We start from the raw sequence: 18,111 nt of genomic DNA, 5'->3' as shown, positions 1-18,111 counted from the left end.
GCGGACACCGCCCCGCGCAGCCGCTCTGAGCCTCGTACCTGACCTGTAGTCTCCCCGGCATGCTGCGCTTTCCCGGTCAGGGGCCCCGCACCCCCGAAGACGTGGTCATCGGCCCGCTGGATCTCGCCGCGCGCGTCGACGAGGCGCTCGCGGTCCAGGCGCTCGCCTTCGGGCTGGGCGCCGACGAGATCGCCGTCCGCCGGCAGATCGTGCTGCGCCACCTCACCAGTCCGGGAGCGCGCGCCCTCGGGGCCACCACCGCCGACGGACGGCTCGTGGGCTTCGTGTACGGCATGCCCAACGACCGCGGGCACTGGTGGTCCACCGTCGTCGAGCCCTATCTGCGCGCGCAGGGCAACGACGCCTGGCTCGACGGCTCCTTCGTGATCACCGAACTGCACGTCCACCCGCGCTACCAGAACCGCGGCGCGGGCCGTGCCCTGATCACCGGCATCACGGACAGCGCGACCGAACCCCGTTCGATCCTCTCGGCCATCGACAGGGACAGCCCCGCCCGCGGCCTGTACCACTCGCTGGGCTACGAGGACCTGGCACGGCAGGTCCTCTTCCCGAGCGCGCCGAAGCCGTACGCCGTGATGGGCGCGCCGCTGCCGTTGCGGCGCCCCTGACGGGCGTCCCCGGGGCGAAACGGATTTCCGGGGACGGCGGACCCCCGGCTAACCTCCTTGCCATCACCCTTACGCAGCAGGAGTCGAGAACCATGGCCCAGGTCCAGCGCATGTCCCGTTCGATGGTCAAGACACTGCGTGACGACCCGGCGGACGCCGAGACGCTCAGCCACAAGCTGCTCGTCCGCGCCGGCTACGTGCGCCGCAACTCCGCGGGCATCTGGACCTGGCTGCCCCTCGGCAAGAAGGTCCTCGACAACATCTCCCGGGTCGTGCGCGAGGAGATGGACGCCATCGGCGCCCAGGAGGTCCTGCTGCCGGCCCTCCTCCCCAAGGAGCCCTACGAGGCCTCGGGCCGCTGGGAGGAGTACGGCGACCTGCTGTTCCGCCTCAAGGACCGCAAGGGCGGCGAGTACCTGCTCGGCCCGACGCACGAGGAGATCTTCACCCTCCTCGTCAAGGACCAGGCGTCCTCGTACAAGGACCTGCCGGTCATGCTCTACCAGATCCAGACCAAGTACCGGGACGAGGCCCGCCCGCGCTCCGGCGTGCTGCGCGGCCGCGAGTTCCAGATGAAGGACTCGTACTCCTTCGACACCACGGACGAGGGCCTGGCCGAGTCCTACGCGCTGCACCGCGCCGCCTACCAGAAGATCTTCGCCCGGCTGGGCCTCGACTACCGCATCGTGTCGGCGGTCTCGGGCGCCATGGGCGGCTCCGCCTCCGAGGAGTTCCTCGCCCCGGCCGTCGCCGGTGAGGACACCTTCGCGGACTGCCCCGCCTGCGACTACGCCGCCAACACGGAGGCCGTGACCTTCGCGCTCGCGCCCGTCACCGCGGAGCACGGCCCGGTCGAGGAGCTGGACACCCCCGACACCCCGACCATCGAGACGCTCGCCCGCCACCTCGGCGTCCCGGCCTCCGCCACCCTCAAGAACCTGCTGGTCAAGGTCGACGGCGAGATCGTCGCCGTCGGCGTCCCGGGCGACCGTGAGGTCGACCTCGGCAAGCTGGGCGAGCACCTCGCGCCCGCCGTCGTGGAACTGGTGACAGCCGAGGACTTCGAGGGCCGCGACGACCTCGTACGCGGTTACGTGGGCCCGCAGGGTCTGGAGAAGGTCCGCTACATCGCCGACCCGCGGGTCGCGCCGGGCACGGCGTGGGTCACGGGCGCCAACAAGGCCGACACGCACGCGAAGAACGTCGTCGCGGGCCGTGACTTCGAGGTCGACGACTACCTCGACGTCGTCGTGGTCGAGGAGGGCGACCCCTGCCCGTCCTGCGGCGCCGGCCTCAAGCTGGACCGCGCCATCGAGATCGGCCACATCTTCCAGCTCGGCCGCAAGTACGCCGACACCTTCCAGCTCGACGTGCTCGGCCAGCAGGGCAAGCCGGTCCGCGTGACCATGGGCTCCTACGGCATCGGCGTCTCGCGCGCGGTGGCGGCGCTCGCCGAGCAGACGGCGGACGAGCAGGGCCTGTGCTGGCCCAAGGAGATCGCCCCCGCCGACGTCCACGTCGTCGCCGCGGGCAAGGCGCTGCAGACCGAGCTGGCCCTCGACGTCTCCGAGAAGCTGGGCGCCGCGGGCGTGCGGGTCCTCGTGGACGACCGCGCCGGTGTCTCCCCGGGCGTGAAGTTCACGGACGCCGAACTCATCGGCGTACCGAAGATCCTGGTCGCCGGGCGCCGTTCGGCCGAGGGCGTCCTGGAGCTCAAGGACCGCCGCACCGGCGAGCGCGAGGAACTGACCGTCGACGAGGCGATCGCGCGGCTGACGGCCTGACCGAGGCCGGCGGGTGAGCGGGCAGGCGGGCAGGACGGCCGGGGTGGCACGCCCCGGCCGTGGCCGGACGTCCGCCTCGGAAGCCTCCTCCCGGGGCGGTCCTCCCGGGCGCGGGCACCACGGATGCCGGCCCGCCTCCCCCGGCCGCTCACCCAACCTAACCGCGGGACCCCAGGACAGCGCTCGTCCGGCGGGGGAGCGGCCACGACGGGCGGCCACGACAGGCGGCCGGGACAGGCGGCCACGACAGGCGGTCGGGACAGGCCGCGACGCCCGTCCGCTCAGAGCCAGCCGGCGAACTCCAGCAGCAGTTCGGCGTCCTGCCGGCGCCCCACCCGCCGCGCCCGCACACCGGACTCGACCGCCCGGAACAGGGTCCAGCCGCGCAGCCGCTCCTGGTCCACCTCCAGCGACTCGGCGAGCCGCTTCACCCGCCGCCGGGTGATCGAGGCCCCCGAGGGCGAGGCGATCAGGTCCTCCACCCGGTCACGGACCAGCCGGGCCAGATCGAAGGCACACTCGCCGATCACCGGGTCCGGGCCCACGGCCAGCCACGGCACACGCTCACCGGCGAGGACCTTGCTCTGCCGGAAGGTCCCGTGCAGCAGCCGCTCCTCGGGCGGGCCGACGACCAGCTCGTCGCGGGCCGCGAGCGCCGCGTCGACCAGCTCCACGACCTCGGCATCGGTGTCCGCCGCGGCCCGCATCGACTCGGCCTGCCGCCCGGTCCGCTCGGCCACCGTCTCGAAGGCGTGCACCCGCGCGGCGGGCGGTTCGACCCACAGCCGCCGCAGCGTACCGGCCGCCTCCAGCAACGCCTTCGCCTCCGGCAGCGAACGCACCGACAGATCGGGCCGCAACCGCTCCAGCAGCAGCACTCCGTGGACGTCGCCCGCCGCGTCACCGGAAGGCAGGAGCCGCACCGCGCCCCGGCCGCCCCAGTGGGCGAGCGCGGCCCGCTCGCTCTCCGGACGGGCCCGCTCCGGCGCCAGCTTCAGTACCGCGGGTGTCCCGTCGGCCTGCCGCACCAGCACGACCAGACTGCTGCGGCCGCCGGGCGCCTGCACCCGTTCCACGGTCAACTCGCGTAGACCGGCCGCATGTTGAACCGCCCCGGCCAGCTCGGCCAGCCACTTGCCCGACCCGTCGTCCCCCTTGGTCCCGTCGGACCCGCCCCGCTGCGCCTCGCCGAGCGCCCGCACCAGGCGCTGCGGCGGTTCGAAAGCCATGCGGGAGTCCATGCGGGAGGGGTTCCTTCCGAGAGTCGCGTCAGGTGTGCGAGGGCGCCGCCGCGAACGAGGCGGCCGTCCGCTCGGCGAGACCAGGGAAGGCTACGCTCTCGCCGCGCCAGCGCACTCCCCGCACCGCCGCCTCCCGCAGCGCCTCGGCCGCCGAGCGCCGCCGGTCGCCCGAGGAGGCGCGCACCAGGTCGGAGTAGCTCCCGGCGACGCGTTCCTCCAGCTCGGCGGCGAGCCGCACGGCCGTACCGGAGTCCTTGACGGCGAAGGGCAGCGCGTACGCCGCCGCCGCGGGCGCGGGCTGCCCGCCCAGGTCCCTTATGGCGCGCGCCAGTTCGTCCCGGCGCGCACGGTGCGCGTCGTACGCCGCGCGGGCCTCGCCCCGGCGGGACCCGCCGATCCTGCCGCCGACGACTCCGTACCCGTACACCACGGCGTGTTCGGCGGCCAGCGCGGCCTGCAGTGCCGTCAGCTCCGCCGCCCCCGTCCTCTGCCCGGCCTTCCCGGTGCTCCCGGGATTCCCGGACTTCCGGGTCTCCTCGGATGTCACGTCCCGTTCCGTCGCGCCCGTCGAGCTCACTTCGCCTCCTCGGTCAGCAAAAACGCGTGGGCCGCCCCGGCCGCCGCCACCGAGGCCAGCAGCCTGGCCAACTCGCCCGGTACGTCCAGCAGGGCTGTCGTACGCCGGTCCACCAGGGCGAGTTCGACGGTCGCGAGTCCGGCGAGGGCGTCCTTCGCACGGACCGGCACGGCGGGCGAGACGGTCGCGGAAGCCGGAGCGGAGGAGGCGGCGGAAAGGGAGGCCGAGGGAGACGCGGAAGCGGAGGACGCGGACGACGCGGAGGGAGAGCCGGCCGAGGAAGCGGCCGGAGAAGCCGATGGAGAGGCCGACGGTGAGTCCCCGGGGCGGCTCCCGGTGGCGCCGAACGCCTGCGCGTGCCGTACGACCTCGGTCCGCAGCGGGTCCAGCAGCTTCGCCAGCGGCGGATGGGCGGCGATCACGTCGGCGTAGCGTGCCGCGAGCGTCTCGCTCTCGCGGGCCGCACGCGCGCGTGCGGCGTCCGCGGCCGAGGGGCTGCGGCCGGCGGTGCCGGCGGGGGACGACGACTCGGGAGCGGAACAGCCCACGAGCACGGCGGCGCCCGCGGCAGACGTGAGCAGGCTCCTTCGGCGCGGACCCGACGGGGTGCGGGACGGCGGGGTGAACGACGACACGGCAGACGTCCTCGGAAGGCTCGTTCGAACGGGAGGGCGGCGCGCCCGTGATCACGGTACCCGCGCCGGGACCCGGTGCCCGCTAGCGGCTCTCCCGGGCACCGGCGGTGGCCGGTTCCCGCGCCGCCGCCGGCCCTTGCCGTACCCGCCCCCGTGGACGGCAACACCCCTTGCGACCGGATACCCTTTGACCAGACACGCGACCAACCCACAACAGCACACGCGGCCGAGGAGTCACCCGGATGAGCACGACCCAGAGCGAGAGGCTGCGAGAACTTCTGGAACCGCTCGTCAGCTCCCAGGGACTCGACCTGGAGGAGATCGAGGTCGACTCGGTCGGACGCAAGCGCGTGCTGCGTGTGGTCGTCGACTCGGACGCCGGTGCGGACCTCGATCAGATCGCCGATGTGAGCCGCGCGCTCTCGGCGAAGCTCGACGAGAGCGACGCGATGGGCGAGGGCGAGTACACCCTCGAGGTCGGAACTCCCGGTGCCGAGCGCGAGCTCAAGGAGCACCGTCACTACGTACGCGCCACGGACCGGCTGGTGAAGTTCCAGCTGGGAGACGGCGGCGAGCTGGTCGCCCGCATCCTGAGCGCCGACGACGACGGCCTGGACGTGGAAGTGCCGGGTGTGAAGGGGCGCAGGCCCACCACCAGGCGGCTCGCCCTCGCGGACATCGCCAAGGCCCGTGTCCAGGTCGAGTTCAACCGCAAGAACAAGGCCGAAGAGACCCAAGAGACCCAAGAGACCGAAGAGAACGCAGAGGAGGCGTAGCCGTGGACATCGACATGAGTGCCCTGCGGGGTTTGGTACGGGAGAAGGAGATCTCCTTCGACCTGCTGGTCGAGGCGATCGAGTCGGCCCTCCTCATCGCCTACCACCGCACCGAGGGAAGCCGCCGTCACGCGCGCGTGAAGCTCGACCGGGAGACCGGTCATGTGACCGTGTGGGCGAAGGAGGACCCCGAGGACCTGGAGGAGGGGCAGGAGGTACGCGAGTTCGACGACACCCCGTCGGGGTTCGGCCGGATCGCCGCGACCACCGCCAAACAGGTGATCCTGCAGCGTCTGCGGGACGCGGAGGACGACGCGACGCTCGGCGAGTACGCCGGACGTGAGGGCGACATCGTGACGGGCGTGGTCCAGCAGGGACGCGACCCGAAGAACGTGCTCGTCGACATCGGCAAGCTGGAGGCCATCCTGCCCGTGCAGGAGCAGGTCCCCGGCGAGACGTACCAGCACGGTCTGCGACTGCGCTCGTACGTCGTGCGGGTGGCGAAGGGCGTGCGCGGTCCGTCCGTGACGCTGTCGCGCACGCACCCCAGCCTGGTGAAGAAGCTCTTCGCGCTGGAGGTGCCGGAGATCGCCGACGGATCCGTCGAGATCTCAGCCATCGCCCGCGAGGCCGGTCACCGCACGAAGATCGCCGTCCGCTCCACCCGGTCGGGCCTGAACGCCAAGGGCGCCTGCATCGGTCCCATGGGCGGCCGGGTGCGCAACGTCATGGCCGAGCTGAACGGCGAGAAGATCGACATCGTCGACTGGTCGGACGACCCGGCGGAGATGGTGGCGAACGCGCTGTCCCCGGCCCGTGTCTCCAAGGTCGAGGTCGTCGACCTCGCGGCCCGCTCCGCGCGGGTGACGGTCCCCGACTACCAGCTGTCACTGGCGATCGGCAAGGAGGGCCAGAACGCCCGCCTCGCGGCCCGCCTCACCGGCTGGCGGATCGACATCCGTCCGGACACCGAGCAGCCCTCCGAGGAGCCCGCCGAGCGGCGTGGGGACCGGAGCGGCGACCGGGGCGGCGACCGGGGCGGGGAATAGATCCAAGCCGCGAGTGGCTTGGATCACGACAGTTATCTGCGCAGCAACTGTTCGATTCTTGCCCCAAAGGGGTGAGGTCGGTGCGGAGAGGTAGACTTAAGAGTGTCTGGCCGGACGCGAGCCCGCGCATGCCCTGAACGCACCTGTGTGGGGTGCCGGGAGCGAGCGGCCAGGACTGATCTGCTGCGGGTCGTGGCGATCGAGGGTGAATGTGTCCCCGATCATCGCGGTACGCTGCCCGGCCGGGGTGCGTACGTACACCCCGCCCTGGTCTGTCTGGACCTGGCGGTACGCCGCCGGGCGTTCCCACGGGCGCTGCGTGCCCCGGGAATGCTCGATACAGCGGCGTTGCGCCTCTGCGTCGAGCAGGCAACACCGTGAGACGTGTCGTGCGGAACCTCCGTACGGCCCTGGTACCCCGCGAGTTGGAAGTAGGTCGAGATTGCGATGAGCACTCGATGAGCACGCGATGAGTACGCCCATGAAGTAGCGACGGTCCGGACGCAACCCGGACCTAAAAGGAGCGAAGTGGCTAAGGTCCGGGTATACGAACTCGCCAAGGAGTTCGGGGTTGAGAGCAAGGTCGTCATGGCCAAGCTCCAGGAGCTCGGTGAATTCGTCCGTTCGGCGTCGTCGACGATCGAGGCGCCCGTAGTACGCAAGCTGACCGACGCCCTCCAGCAGGGCAACGGTGGCGGCAAGCCCGCCGCACGCAAGGCTGCCCCGGCGAGGCCGGCAGCCCCCTCTCCCGCGCAGGCCGCCCGTCCGGCTGCCCCGCGCCCGCCGGCCCCGAAGCCGGCTGTTTCCGAGCGGCCCGCCGGCGGTCCGGTCACCCCGGCCGCGCCGGGTCCGCGTCCGACCCCGGGTCCCAAGCCCGCTCCGAAGCCCGCTCCCGCGGCTCCGGCGCCGGCCGTGCCCGAGTTCACCGCGCCTCCGTCGGCCCCGTCGGCTCCCTCGGCTCCGGCCGCGGGTCCCCGTCCGGGTTCCGCGCCGCGTCCCGGTGGCCAGGCTCCGCGTCCCGGTGCCCGTCCCGCCGGTGGTCCCGGCCAGGGCGGCCAGGGCCGTGGTGACCGTCCCGAGCGCCCCGAGCGCGGCGACCGTCAGGGCGCCCCGCGTCCCGGCGGCCAGTCCGCGCGTCCCGGTGCCCGTCCGGCCGGTCCCCGTCCGGGCAACAACCCCTTCACCTCGGGTGGCTCCACCGGTATGGCGCGCCCGCAGGCGCCCCGTCCGGGTGGCGCCCCGCGTCCCGGTGGTGCCGGAGCTCCCGGTGGTCCGCGTCCCCAGGGTGCGGGCGGCCAGGACCGTGGTCCCCGTCCCCAGGGCGGTCCCGGCGGCGCTCCGCGTCCGCAGGGCGGTCCGGGCGGTGCCCGTCCGACCCCGGGCGGTATGCCTCGTCCGCAGGGTGGCGCTCCGCGTCCCGGCGGTGGCCCCGGTGGCAACCGTCCGAACCCGGGCATGATGCCGCAGCGTCCCGCCGCGGGCAGCCCGCGTCCCGGCGGCGGTCCCGGTGGCCGTGGTCCCGGTGGCGGCGGCGGTCGTCCCGGTGGTCCCGGTGGCGGCGGCGGTCGTCCGGGTGGCGGCGGCTTCGCCGGTCGTCCCGGTGGCGGCGGTGGCGGTTTCGCCGGTCGTCCGGCCGGTCCCGGTGGCGGTGGCGGCGGTTTCGCCGGTCGTCCCGGTGGTCCCGGTGGTGGCGGCGGCGGTCGTCCCGGCTTCGGCGGTCGTCCCGGTGGTCCCGGTGGCCGTGGTGGCACACAGGGCGCGTTCGGCCGTCCCGGCGGTCCCGCGCGTCGTGGTCGCAAGTCGAAGCGGCAGAGGCGCCAGGAGTACGAGGCCATGCAGGCCCCGTCGGTCGGCGGCGTGATGCTGCCTCGCGGCAACGGACAGTCCGTCCGCCTGTCGCGCGGTGCGTCCCTCACCGACTTCGCGGAGAAGATCGGCGCGAACCCGGCGTCGCTCGTCGGCGTGATGATGAACCTCGGCGAGATGGTCACTGCCACGCAGTCCGTCTCCGACGAGACGCTGAAGCTCCTCGCGGACGAGATGAACTTCGTCCTCGAGATCGTCAGCCCCGAGGAGGAGGACCGCGAGCTGCTCGAGTCCTTCGACATCGAGTTCGGCGAGGACGAGGGCGACGAGGACGACCTGGTGGTCCGTCCGCCGGTCGTGACCGTCATGGGTCACGTCGACCACGGTAAGACCCGCCTTCTCGACACCATCCGCAAGACGAATGTCGTCGCGGGCGAGGCCGGCGGTATCACGCAGCACATCGGTGCGTACCAGGTCGCCACCGAGGTCAACGGTGAAGAGCGCAGGATCACCTTCATCGACACCCCCGGTCACGAGGCGTTCACCGCCATGCGTGCCCGTGGTGCCAAGTCGACCGACATCGCGATCCTCGTGGTGGCGGCCAACGACGGCGTGATGCCCCAGACGATCGAGGCGCTGAACCACGCCAAGGCGGCCGACGTGCCGATCGTGGTCGCGGTCAACAAGATCGACGTCGAGGGTGCCGACCCGACCAAGGTGCGCGGTCAGCTCACCGAGTTCGGTCTGGTGGCCGAGGAGTACGGCGGCGACACGATGTTCGTCGACATCTCCGCCAAGCAGGGTCTGAACATCGACGCCCTGCTGGAGGCCGTGGTCCTCACCGCGGACGCCTCGCTCGACCTGCGGGCCAACCCGGAGCAGGACGCGCAGGGTATTGCGATCGAGTCCCACCTCGACCGCGGGCGCGGTGCCGTTTCGACGGTCCTGGTCCAGCGCGGCACGCTGCGCATCGGCGACACCATGGTGGTCGGCGACGCGTACGGCCGTGTCCGGGCGATGCTCGACGACAACGGCAACAACGTCGAGGAAGCGGGTCCGTCGACCCCCGTCCTGGTCCTGGGTCTCACCAACGTCCCGGGCGCCGGCGACAACTTCCTGGTCGTCGACGAGGACCGCACGGCGCGTCAGATCGCCGAGAAGCGGGCGGCGCGCGAGCGCAACGCCAACTTCGCCCGCCGGGGTGTCCGGTTCTCCCTGGAGAACCTGGACGAGGCCCTCAAGGCCGGTCTGGTGCAGGAACTCAACCTCATCATCAAGGGCGACGCGTCCGGTTCGGTGGAGGCTCTCGAGTCCTCGCTGCTCCAGCTCGACGTCGGCGACGAGGTCGACATCCGTGTCCTGCACCGCGGTGTGGGTGCGGTCACCGAGTCCGACATCAACCTGGCGACCGGCTCCGACGCCATCGTCATCGGCTTCAACGTCCGCGCTGCGGGCCGCGCGGCGCAGATGGCGGAGCGCGAGGGCGTCGACGTCCGGTACTACTCGGTGATCTACCAGGCCATCGAGGAGATCGAGGCGGCCCTGAAGGGCATGCTGAAGCCGGAGTACGAGGAGGTCGAGCTCGGCACGGCGGAGATCCGCGAGGTCTTCAAGTCGTCCAAGCTGGGCAACATCGCCGGTGTCCTGGTCCGCTCGGGCGAGGTCAAGCGCAACACCAAGGCGCGCCTCATCCGCGACGGCAAGGTCATCGCGGAGAGCCTCAACATCTCCGGGCTGCGTCGCTTCAAGGACGACGTCACCGAGATCCGCGAAGGGTTCGAGGGCGGTATCAACCTCGGCAACTTCAACGACATCAAGGTCGACGACGTCATCGCGACGTACGAGATGCGCGAGAAGCCGCGGTCGTAAGACAGTGGCCTGAGCTGGCCGGCGGTGAGAGATCACCGTCGGCCGGCTTGCCGTTTGCGGGATCGCGCAGTTCCCCGCGCCCCTTCCCGGGGCGCGGGGAACTGCGCGACAGGCCCCCGCCGGCCCGCGGTCGAGGCACGACCCGGGCGCGGAGCGGGGCCCAGGGAGGAAGCGGGGGCGAAAAACCCCGGCGAGCATCCCATCCGTTCGTTGTACGGTTCTGATGTCCCTGCCAAGTGCGATTGGCAGGTCGTCTATCCCGTACCGGCGGGACATCCGGTTACACATGTATGTGGGGACGCTGTCCTTCGATCTGCTCCTCGGCGATGTCCACTCGCTCAAGGAGAAGCGCTCTCTCGTCCGCCCGATCGTCGCCGAGCTACGGCGGAAGTACGCGGTCAGCGTGGCGGAGACGGGCAACCAGGACCTTCATCGCAGGGCCGAGATCGGCCTCGCGGTGGTCTCCGGAGACACCGAGCACCTCACCGACGTACTGGACCGGTGCGAACGGTTCGTGGCCGCACGGCCGGAGGTGGAACTGCTCTCGGTACGGCGCAGGCTCCACACGGACGAAGACTGACGAAACAAGCAAGGCGAAGAAGGAGACGGACCAGTGGCCGACAACGCGCGTGCCAAGAAGCTGGCGGACCTCATCCGAGAGGTCGTGGCCCAGAAGCTGCAGCGCGGGATCAAGGACCCGCGGCTCGGCACCCATGTCACCATCACGGACACCCGGGTCACCGGGGACCTCCGGGAGGCGACCGTCTTCTACACGGTGTACGGGGACGACGAGGAGCGCGCGGCCGCGGCCGCGGGCCTGGAGAGCGCCAAGGGCGTGCTCCGCTCCGCGGTCGGCGCGGCGGCGGGCGTGAAGTTCACCCCGACCCTGACCTTCGTCGCGGACGCCCTGCCGGACACCGCCAAGACCATCGAGGACCTGCTCGACAAGGCACGGGCCTCCGACGCCAAGGTGCGTGAGGTCTCGGCGGGAGCCACCTTCGCCGGTGACGCGGACCCGTACAAGAAGCCGGGTGAAGAGGACGAGGACGAGGACGAGGGCGACACCGCCGAATGACCCAGAAGCTCCGGACGCCCGACGGGCTTGTCATCGTGGACAAGCCGTCGGGCTTCACTTCGCACGACGTGGTCGCCAAGATGCGGGGCATCGCGAAGACCCGTCGCGTCGGTCACGCCGGCACCCTCGATCCCATGGCGACGGGCGTGCTCGTCCTCGGTGTCGAGAGGGCGACCAAGCTCCTCGGGCACCTCGCGCTCACCGAGAAGGAGTACCTCGGTACGATCCGGCTCGGCCAGAACACGCTGACGGACGACGCCGAGGGCGACCTCACCTCCTCCACCGACGCCTCCCAGGTCACCCGGGAAGCCGTCGACGCCGGGATCGCCAAGCTCAGCGGCGCCATCATGCAGGTGCCGTCCAAGGTCAGCGCCATCAAGATCGACGGCGTGCGCTCCTACAAGCGCGCACGTGAGGGCGAGGAGTTCGAGATCCCGGCCCGTCCGGTGACGATCTCGTCGTTCACCGTGTACGACGTCCGGGACGCCGTGGCCGAGGACGGCACACCCGTCCTGGACCTGGTCGTCTCCGTGGTCTGCTCGTCCGGGACGTACATCCGGGCGCTCGCCCGCGACCTGGGTGCGGACCTGGGCGTCGGCGGGCATCTCACCGCCCTGCGCCGTACCCGTGTCGGCCCGTACAAGCTGGACAGCGCGCGCACCCTCGAACAGCTCCAGGAGGAGCTGACCGTGATGCCGATCGCGGAGGCCGCCACGGCCGCGTTCCCCCGCTGGGACGTGGACGACAGGCGGGCCCGGCTGCTGCTCAACGGCGTACGCCTGGAGATCCCCGAGGAGTACGCGGGGACGGGCGCCGTGGCCGTCTTCGACCCGGCGGGGCAGTTCCTGGCGCTGGTGGAGGAACAGAAGGGGAAGGCCAAGAGCCTCGCCGTGTTCGGCTGAGGCCCCGCGAAGCCCTTCGAAACCTCGCGAAGCCCTCCGAAGCCCGGGAGAGGCCCCTCGGCTTCGCGTGGCCCCTTCGGGTCCGGGGGAGCCCCTCGGCTCCGCGAGGGCCGGCGGGCCGGGCCGGGTGCTCGCTTCCGAGGGGGCCGTTTGCCCGCCTCCGAGGAAGTCGCTCGCCCGTCTCCGAAGTGGCCGCTCGCCCGTGGAGCGGCGGTCACGGGGCTTCGCGCCCGCCGCTCCATGGTCCCCCCTCGGTTCCCCCCACCCAAGGGTGTATCCATCCACCCTGCCCTGTTCACCCCTTCGGGCAGGCGCTCGGAGTGAATCGAGGGAGCGGAAGGGGGCGCGTTCACCACGCGATCTGTCCCGCTGATCACCTCGCGCCTACCGTCGGAGGAACGGAGCACGGCGGGGAGGTTCGAACATGGCGGGACGAGGCCCGCGGACCGGGGACGAGCAGCCACCGGACGCCGCCGACCACGCGCGGGACGAAGGCGTGGTGCGCATCTGCGATCTGGCCGGACGCCCGCGCGGCACCGGTTTCGTCGCCGACCACCACGGCACGGTGATCACCAGCCACGAGGCCGTCGACGGTCTGGCCCGCCTCGTCCTGCACGCTCCCGGCGACCGCAGCTGGGTGGTGGGCGCGGACGCCGTGACCCCGCTGCCCGCCGCCGATCTGGCACTGGTCCGCACCGAGGGTCTCGACCTCGACCCGCTCCCCGTCACCGTGCGGGACCGGGTCGGGACCGGCGCGTACGTCCGGATCGCCGCGGGCGGCTGGCGCGAGGCACGGGTGCTCGGCACCACCGCCGTGACGTACACGGCCACCGACCGTCTCCACCTGCTCGGCGAGGCGCTGGAGCTGGCGATCGGCACGGCGGGCGCGGACGCGCTCCGGCTCGGCGGCGGGGCGGCCGGGGGCCCGGTGCTGGACGTGTCGACCGGGGCGGTGGTCGGCGTCGTGGGCACCGCGCTGCACGGGGAGCACCCGGCGGCGCGGTTCGCCGTACCCCTGCGCACGCCCGGCGCGCGCGGACCGCTCGCCGCGCTGCTGGCCCGCAACGCGGCGACCGTGCCCGCGTACGGCACCGATCTCAATCAGGCCGGGGTGCTGGAGCTCACGGCGACCTCGGTCGGTTCGGACGGACCGGGTGCGCCCCCGTCCGGTGCCCGAGAGGAATCGTCCGCCATTGTCGAACGGACCGCCGTCGTCCGGGAGTTCGAGGCCTTCGCGAGCGGCCCGGCCTCCGTTCTCGGACTGGTCGGCCCGCCCGGCAGCGGTCGTACGACGGAACTGGCGGCCCTCGCCGCCCGCCGCACCGGCGGCGCCGAACCGGCCCCCACACTCTGGTTGCGTGGAGCCGACCTTCTCGCCACGGACACCTCCGTCGCCGACGCGGCGGCACGGGCACTGGAGCGGGCCGGACGGATCGTGGCGGCCTCGCGGGCGGGGGCGCCCGGCGACTCGGAGGTCCTGCCCCCCGGCGGGTACGGCGGAGAACTGGGCGACATCGCCCCGGAGCGCCTCGCCTCGCTGGCGCGGGACGCCGGCCGTCCGCTGCTGCTCCTCCTCGACGGCCCCGAGGAGATGCCGTCGGCCCTCGCCCACCGGCTGTCCGAGTGGACGGCGGGGACGGCCGAGTGGCTGTGCGGGAGCGGTGCGCGCCTCGTCGTCGCCTGCCGGCCGGAGTACTGGGAACAGGCGGGGACACACTTCCCGGCGGCGCTCCTGCACCGGGCCGCCGGTGACGGGCCGCAACCGTCGCCGCCGCCGTGCGTCCGGCTGGGCGATCTCACGGAGGAGGAGGCACGGCGCATCCGGGCGCGGGCCGGGATCCCCGAGGGCACGCTGGGGGGAGCGGACGCGCGGCATCCGCTGACCCTGCGCCTGCTGGCCGAGGTACGGGCCGCGCTGCCGGACGCCCCGGCCGGGCCGCTCGACCGGCACGACGTCCTCGGCGCCCATCTGGACCTGATGTGCCTGCGCGTCGCGGTCCGGCTCGCGGCCGCGAACGGATTGCGCGGCAGTGCCGTACGACGCCTCGCCGCTCAGGTCTCCGGCCGCGTGCACGAGGCCGCGCGGCGCTGTCTGGGGCCGGGGCAGGGCCAGTTGGACCGTGAGTCCTTCGAGGCCGTCTTCCCGTGGGGGCCCGCTCCGGGGCGCCGTTCCGCCCGGACCACCGGCTGGGCCTCCGCCGTCCTCACCGAGCGCCTCCTGGTCCCGGCGGGCAACGGCTACCGCTTCGCCCACGAAGAACTCGCCGACTGGATCCAGGGCACCCACCTGGACCTGGACGCGGCCCTGCACGCCCTGGTCCACCGGAGCCGTGACACGGCCCCGCCCGCCGGGGTCCGGGCACCGTCCCGGACCGGGACGGAAGCCGAGCGGGTACCCGCCCAGCGGACACCGTCGCCGGCCGGTCCGGGACCGGTGACCGGTCCGGGCGCGACGCGCCGTCGCCGGTCCCGTGGCCCCAGGCCCGCCGCCCCCACGCGGCCGCGCCTCGTTCCCGTCCCCCGGCACCGCATCGGACCGGTCGTCGAGGCCCTGCTCCTCCTGGCCCGTCAACAGGGCGTGGCAGCGCTGACCCCTCGACTCGAAGAACTGGTCCACACCCTGGACGCCCTCCTGCCGGACGCGCCGGTCCCACCGGAGGACCCCGTCTGGTGGGCCACGCGGCTCCTGGGCGACGTCATGGCGCGGCTGCCCGACGCGACCCCGTACACAGGGGTCCTCGCGCTGCTCGCCGAGCGGATCGTGCGGTGGCGGGCGGAGGGCCGGGGTGTTCCGGCGGAGTTCGGACCCGCCTTCTGGGAGACGCTGCCGCTGCCGCGGACGGAGCGGTTCGACCTGCTCAGGTGCCTGGTCGTCGCGGACGAGGCGCCGCCTCGGACGGGCCCGTACGACACGACCGCGGACGGCGCCGGAGCGATCGGCGGAGACCTGGCCGACGTGTCTCCTGCCGGTGTGGTTCCGTTCGACGTGGCTTCGGCCGACATGGTGCGGGCCGACGTGTCTCCGTTCGACGTGGCTTCGGCAGGCAGGGTGCGGGTCGGTAGCGCTCTCGTCGGCGCGGGCGCGTCGGACACGGGGTACAGGGGCGCGGCTGCGGGTGGCGCGGGCCCCTTCGACGAGACTCACGCCGACCGGACCGCCGCTCTTCGCCGCCCGTCGCAAGCCGCAGAGCCGCCGCAGGCCGCAGAGCCGCCGGAAGGCGACGGCACGCCGTCCGGCACCCGACCGCCGGTGGGGGCCGACGCGCTGGTGGGCACCACGCCAGGAGACGCCGGCGCACCGGTGGCCGCCGCGTCAGGAGGGGGCCGCACCCCGGCGCGCGCCTGGACGCCGGAAGGCGCCCGCACCCCCCGCTACCTGGACGCCGTGGCCCGGCTCCTCACCGTGGACCCCACCGGCGTGGCACCTCACCTCATCACCTGGTTCGACGACGACCGCCCCCTGCCCGCGACACCCCACGCGACCGTGGCCACGGCGGCGCAGGCCCTGCTGTACGCCCACCGGCGGCGCGCCCTGGACGACCTGGCGGAGGCGCTGGTGGACAGCGCGCACCGCCGGGCCGACGAACTGCTCGCCGCGCTCGCCGAGGAGGAGCCGTCGGCGGTGTGCCGGGCCGTCGACCGGTGGGCGCACGATCCCCGACCGGCCCGGCGGGTGGCGGCGGTGGCGTACGGCCTGCGCGCCGCGCCGCACATCCGCACCGAGGCCGATCGCGCCCTGCTGCGCTACGCGGCGCTCGCCCTGCTGGCCCGCCCCGCCGACTGCACCCTGCACGGCGGAGCGCTCGGCCTGCTCGTACGGGATCCGCGGAGCAGGGCCGCGTATCTGCCGCAGGCGCTGGAGCGGTTCGCCGCGGGCGACGCCCACCTGCCCGCCCGCGCTCTGGTCCCCGCCCTCGCCACGCACGCCGACGCGGTGGTCGCCGCGTTCCGGACCCGGCTGCGGCAGCCCGGCGCCGACCCGGCCGAGGCGCTGCGCACCCTCGCCGACGTCACCACGCCCGAGCTCGCCCACCGTGTCGCCGCGCTCGTGCGGGAGATGGTGGAGCTGCGCCCGGAGGCCGCCACGCACATGGCCGCCTACGTCGACCGCCGTCTCGCCCACGGGCCCGTCGCGCGCACGGCGCTCTTCCCGCTCGTCACGGGGCTGCTGATCGGCTGTCCGGCCCCGGTACGGACGGCCCTGGCGACCGTACTGGCCGCGCCGGGCGGCGCGGCCTCCCGGGAGCTGCGGCGCGAGCTGCTGGATCTGCTGCTCGCGCACGAGCGCGACCCGGCCGTGCTCGCCACCCTGCTGCGGGTCGCCGCGGAGGGCATGGCCCGCCGGGGCGAGGAACCCACCCGGGAGCTGGTGCACCGGACGGGGCGGCTGATGGTGCGCACCCCCGCCGGCGCCACCGGCTTCGACCGCGGCCTGGTCGAGCTGGCCCGCCAGGTGCCGGGATTCGCCCCCGTGGTGGCCCGCTGGCTGGCCGGCGCCCCCGACGAGTGGGCCGGGGTGGTCGGCCCCAGCACCCGCCGCATGATCGAGAATCTGGCCGGTGTGCGGGTCCCCGCCTGAGTCAGGCCTTGGTCAGGTTCTCGTGCTCCGCGTCACAGCTCGATGCCGATGCGAACCGGGAGCACGCGGCATGGCACCCTTAGAGCTGCGAATGAGGCAATCACGGACACGGGTTCGACAAGGAGCGGTCACAGTGCAGCGCTGGCGTGGCTTGGAGGACATCCCCCAGGACTGGGGGCGCAGCGTCGTCACCATCGGTTCCTATGACGGGGTGCACCGCGGGCACCAGCTGATCATCAGGCATGCGGTGGACCGGGCCCGGGAGCTGGGCGTTCCCTCCGTCGTGGTCACGTTCGACCCGCACCCGAGCGAGGTCGTCAGGCCGGGCAGCCATCCGCCGCTGCTCGCCCCGCACCACCGCCGCGCCGAGCTGATGGCCGAGCTGGGCGTCGACGCGCTGCTGATCCTCCCCTTCACGACCGAGTTCTCGAAGCTGTCGCCCGCCGACTTCGTGGCGAAGGTGCTGGTCGACAAGTTGCACGCCAAGGCGGTCGTGGAGGGCCCGAACTTCCGCTTCGGCCACAAGGCCGCCGGCAATGTCGACTTCCTGCGCGAGCAGGGCGAGACGTACGACTTCGAGGTCGAGGTGGTGGAGCTGTACGTGAGCGGCGCCGCCGGCGGCGGTGAGCCCTTCTCCTCGACCATGACCCGGCGGCTGGTCGCCGAGGGTGACGTGGAGGGCGCGCGCGAGATCCTGGGCCGCCCGCACCGCGTCGAGGGCATCGTGGTCCGCGGCGCCCAGCGTGGCCGCGAGCTCGGTTTCCCGACGGCCAACGTCGAGACCCTCCCGCACACCGCCATCCCCGCCGACGGCGTCTACGCCGGCTGGCTGCACGTCGGCGGCGAAGCGATGCCTGCGGCGATCTCCGTCGGCACGAACCCGCAGTTCGACGGGACCGAGCGCACGGTGGAGGCGTACGCCATCGACCGCGTCGGCCTCGACCTGTACGGCCTGCACGTAGCCGTCGACTTCCTCGCCTTCGTCCGCGGCCAGGCCCGATTCGAGTCCATCGAGGCGCTGCTGGAAGCCATCGCCGACGACGTGAAGCGGTCCCGGGAACTGATCGAGGCGTACGGGACGCTGTAGCCGTCCGGCACGCGGCGGCCGTGTGGTCGGCGCCTCGGGGCACCGTCGACCGCTGTTCCGTCGGGCCTCCCGGCCACAGCGCCGCGGCCCGTCACGGACGGG

14 protein-coding genes are annotated in these 18,111 nt (G+C 73.2%); 11 read left to right on the top strand and 3 right to left on the bottom strand.

Translation table 11 applies throughout. The features are described from left to right. Nucleotides 1–59 precede the first annotated feature (59 nt). Together GFH48_RS12150 and GFH48_RS12145 are read left to right on the top strand one after the other, a co-directional pair. On the top strand, nucleotides 60–629 hold the full coding sequence (locus GFH48_RS12150) for a GNAT family N-acetyltransferase (RefSeq protein ID WP_153288281.1): 570 nt from the start codon (nucleotides 60–62) through the stop codon (nucleotides 627–629). Between the two features lie 92 nt (nucleotides 630–721). Further along, complete coding sequence (locus GFH48_RS12145; RefSeq protein WP_153288280.1) at nucleotides 722–2,413, top strand: proline--tRNA ligase; 1,692 nt, start codon at nucleotides 722–724, stop codon at nucleotides 2,411–2,413. 281 nt (nucleotides 2,414–2,694) lie between these two features. Here GFH48_RS12145 and GFH48_RS12140 read toward each other — a convergent pair whose 3' ends face one another. The 3 genes from GFH48_RS12140 to GFH48_RS12130 form a co-directional block, all read right to left on the bottom strand. Next, complete coding sequence (locus GFH48_RS12140; protein ID WP_153288279.1) at nucleotides 2,695–3,642, bottom strand: aminoglycoside phosphotransferase family protein; 948 nt, start codon at nucleotides 3,640–3,642, stop codon at nucleotides 2,695–2,697. A gap of 40 nt (nucleotides 3,643–3,682) precedes the next feature. Further along, nucleotides 3,683–4,123, bottom strand: a complete 441-nt coding sequence (locus GFH48_RS12135; RefSeq protein ID WP_228121317.1) for a ferritin-like domain-containing protein — start codon at nucleotides 4,121–4,123, stop codon at nucleotides 3,683–3,685. Nucleotides 4,124–4,227: 104 nt separating this feature from the next. Beyond that, entirely contained in the window at nucleotides 4,228–4,866 is a 639-nt protein-coding gene (locus tag GFH48_RS12130; protein WP_153288278.1) for a hypothetical protein, read from the bottom strand. Nucleotides 4,867–5,108: 242 nt separating this feature from the next. Between GFH48_RS12130 and rimP the strand changes: the two genes are divergently transcribed. The 9 genes from rimP to GFH48_RS12085 all read left to right on the top strand — a co-directional run bounded on the left by rimP (nucleotide 5,109) and on the right by GFH48_RS12085 (nucleotide 18,009). After that, nucleotides 5,109–5,642 (top strand): ribosome maturation factor RimP, encoded by a 534-nt coding sequence (gene rimP / locus GFH48_RS12125; protein WP_153288277.1) that lies wholly within the window; start codon nucleotides 5,109–5,111, stop codon nucleotides 5,640–5,642. 2 nt (nucleotides 5,643–5,644) lie between these two features. Next, the gene (gene nusA, locus GFH48_RS12120; RefSeq protein WP_153288276.1) at nucleotides 5,645–6,691 is read left to right on the top strand and encodes a transcription termination factor NusA; all 1,047 of its coding nucleotides are present in this window, start codon (nucleotides 5,645–5,647) and stop codon (nucleotides 6,689–6,691) included. 102 nt (nucleotides 6,692–6,793) lie between these two features. Continuing rightward, complete coding sequence (locus tag GFH48_RS12115) at nucleotides 6,794–7,072, top strand: YlxR family protein (RefSeq protein WP_153288275.1); 279 nt, start codon at nucleotides 6,794–6,796, stop codon at nucleotides 7,070–7,072. Between the two features lie 147 nt (nucleotides 7,073–7,219). After that, nucleotides 7,220–10,366 (top strand): translation initiation factor IF-2, encoded by a 3,147-nt coding sequence (gene infB, locus GFH48_RS12110; protein WP_153288274.1) that lies wholly within the window; start codon nucleotides 7,220–7,222, stop codon nucleotides 10,364–10,366. 286 nt (nucleotides 10,367–10,652) lie between these two features. After that, entirely contained in the window at nucleotides 10,653–10,946 is a 294-nt protein-coding gene (locus GFH48_RS12105) for a DUF503 domain-containing protein (RefSeq protein ID WP_153288273.1), read from the top strand. Nucleotides 10,947–10,979: 33 nt separating this feature from the next. Next, the gene (rbfA, locus tag GFH48_RS12100) at nucleotides 10,980–11,441 is read left to right on the top strand and encodes a 30S ribosome-binding factor RbfA (RefSeq protein WP_153288272.1); all 462 of its coding nucleotides are present in this window, start codon (nucleotides 10,980–10,982) and stop codon (nucleotides 11,439–11,441) included. Then, nucleotides 11,438–12,343, top strand: coding sequence for a tRNA pseudouridine(55) synthase TruB (truB, locus tag GFH48_RS12095; RefSeq protein WP_153288271.1), 906 nt, complete (start codon nucleotides 11,438–11,440; stop codon nucleotides 12,341–12,343). The genes rbfA and truB overlap by 4 nt, the downstream gene beginning before the upstream one ends. A 424-nt stretch (nucleotides 12,344–12,767) precedes the next feature. Beyond that, complete coding sequence (locus tag GFH48_RS12090; RefSeq protein WP_228120535.1) at nucleotides 12,768–16,922, top strand: ATP-binding protein; 4,155 nt, start codon at nucleotides 12,768–12,770, stop codon at nucleotides 16,920–16,922. A gap of 133 nt (nucleotides 16,923–17,055) precedes the next feature. Then, the gene (locus GFH48_RS12085) at nucleotides 17,056–18,009 is read left to right on the top strand and encodes a bifunctional riboflavin kinase/FAD synthetase (RefSeq protein WP_153288270.1); all 954 of its coding nucleotides are present in this window, start codon (nucleotides 17,056–17,058) and stop codon (nucleotides 18,007–18,009) included. Nucleotides 18,010–18,111 lie beyond the last annotated feature (102 nt).

This window comes from Streptomyces fagopyri, assembly GCF_009498275.1.
Taxonomy (GTDB): Bacteria; Actinomycetota; Actinomycetes; order Streptomycetales; family Streptomycetaceae; genus Streptomyces; species Streptomyces fagopyri.
Note: the sequence above shows the minus strand (reverse complement) of the source record. Positions and strands in the feature narration are given on the sequence as shown.

What these genes read in the sequence shown, in the direction of transcription:
- GFH48_RS12150 (WP_153288281.1), top strand. Translation starts at nt 60, where the DNA reads ATGCTGCGCTTTCCCGGTCAGGGGCCCCGCACCCCCGAAGACGTGGTC.
- GFH48_RS12145 (WP_153288280.1), top strand. Translation starts at nt 722, where the DNA reads ATGGCCCAGGTCCAGCGCATGTCCCGTTCGATGGTCAAGACACTGCGT.
- GFH48_RS12140 (WP_153288279.1), bottom strand. Translation starts at nt 3,642, where the DNA reads ATGGCTTTCGAACCGCCGCAGCGCCTGGTGCGGGCGCTCGGCGAGGCG.
- rimP (WP_153288277.1), top strand. Translation starts at nt 5,109, where the DNA reads ATGAGCACGACCCAGAGCGAGAGGCTGCGAGAACTTCTGGAACCGCTC.
- GFH48_RS12105 (WP_153288273.1), top strand. Translation starts at nt 10,653, where the DNA reads ATGTATGTGGGGACGCTGTCCTTCGATCTGCTCCTCGGCGATGTCCAC.
- truB (WP_153288271.1), top strand. Translation starts at nt 11,438, where the DNA reads ATGACCCAGAAGCTCCGGACGCCCGACGGGCTTGTCATCGTGGACAAG.
- GFH48_RS12090 (WP_228120535.1), top strand. Translation starts at nt 12,768, where the DNA reads ATGGCGGGACGAGGCCCGCGGACCGGGGACGAGCAGCCACCGGACGCC.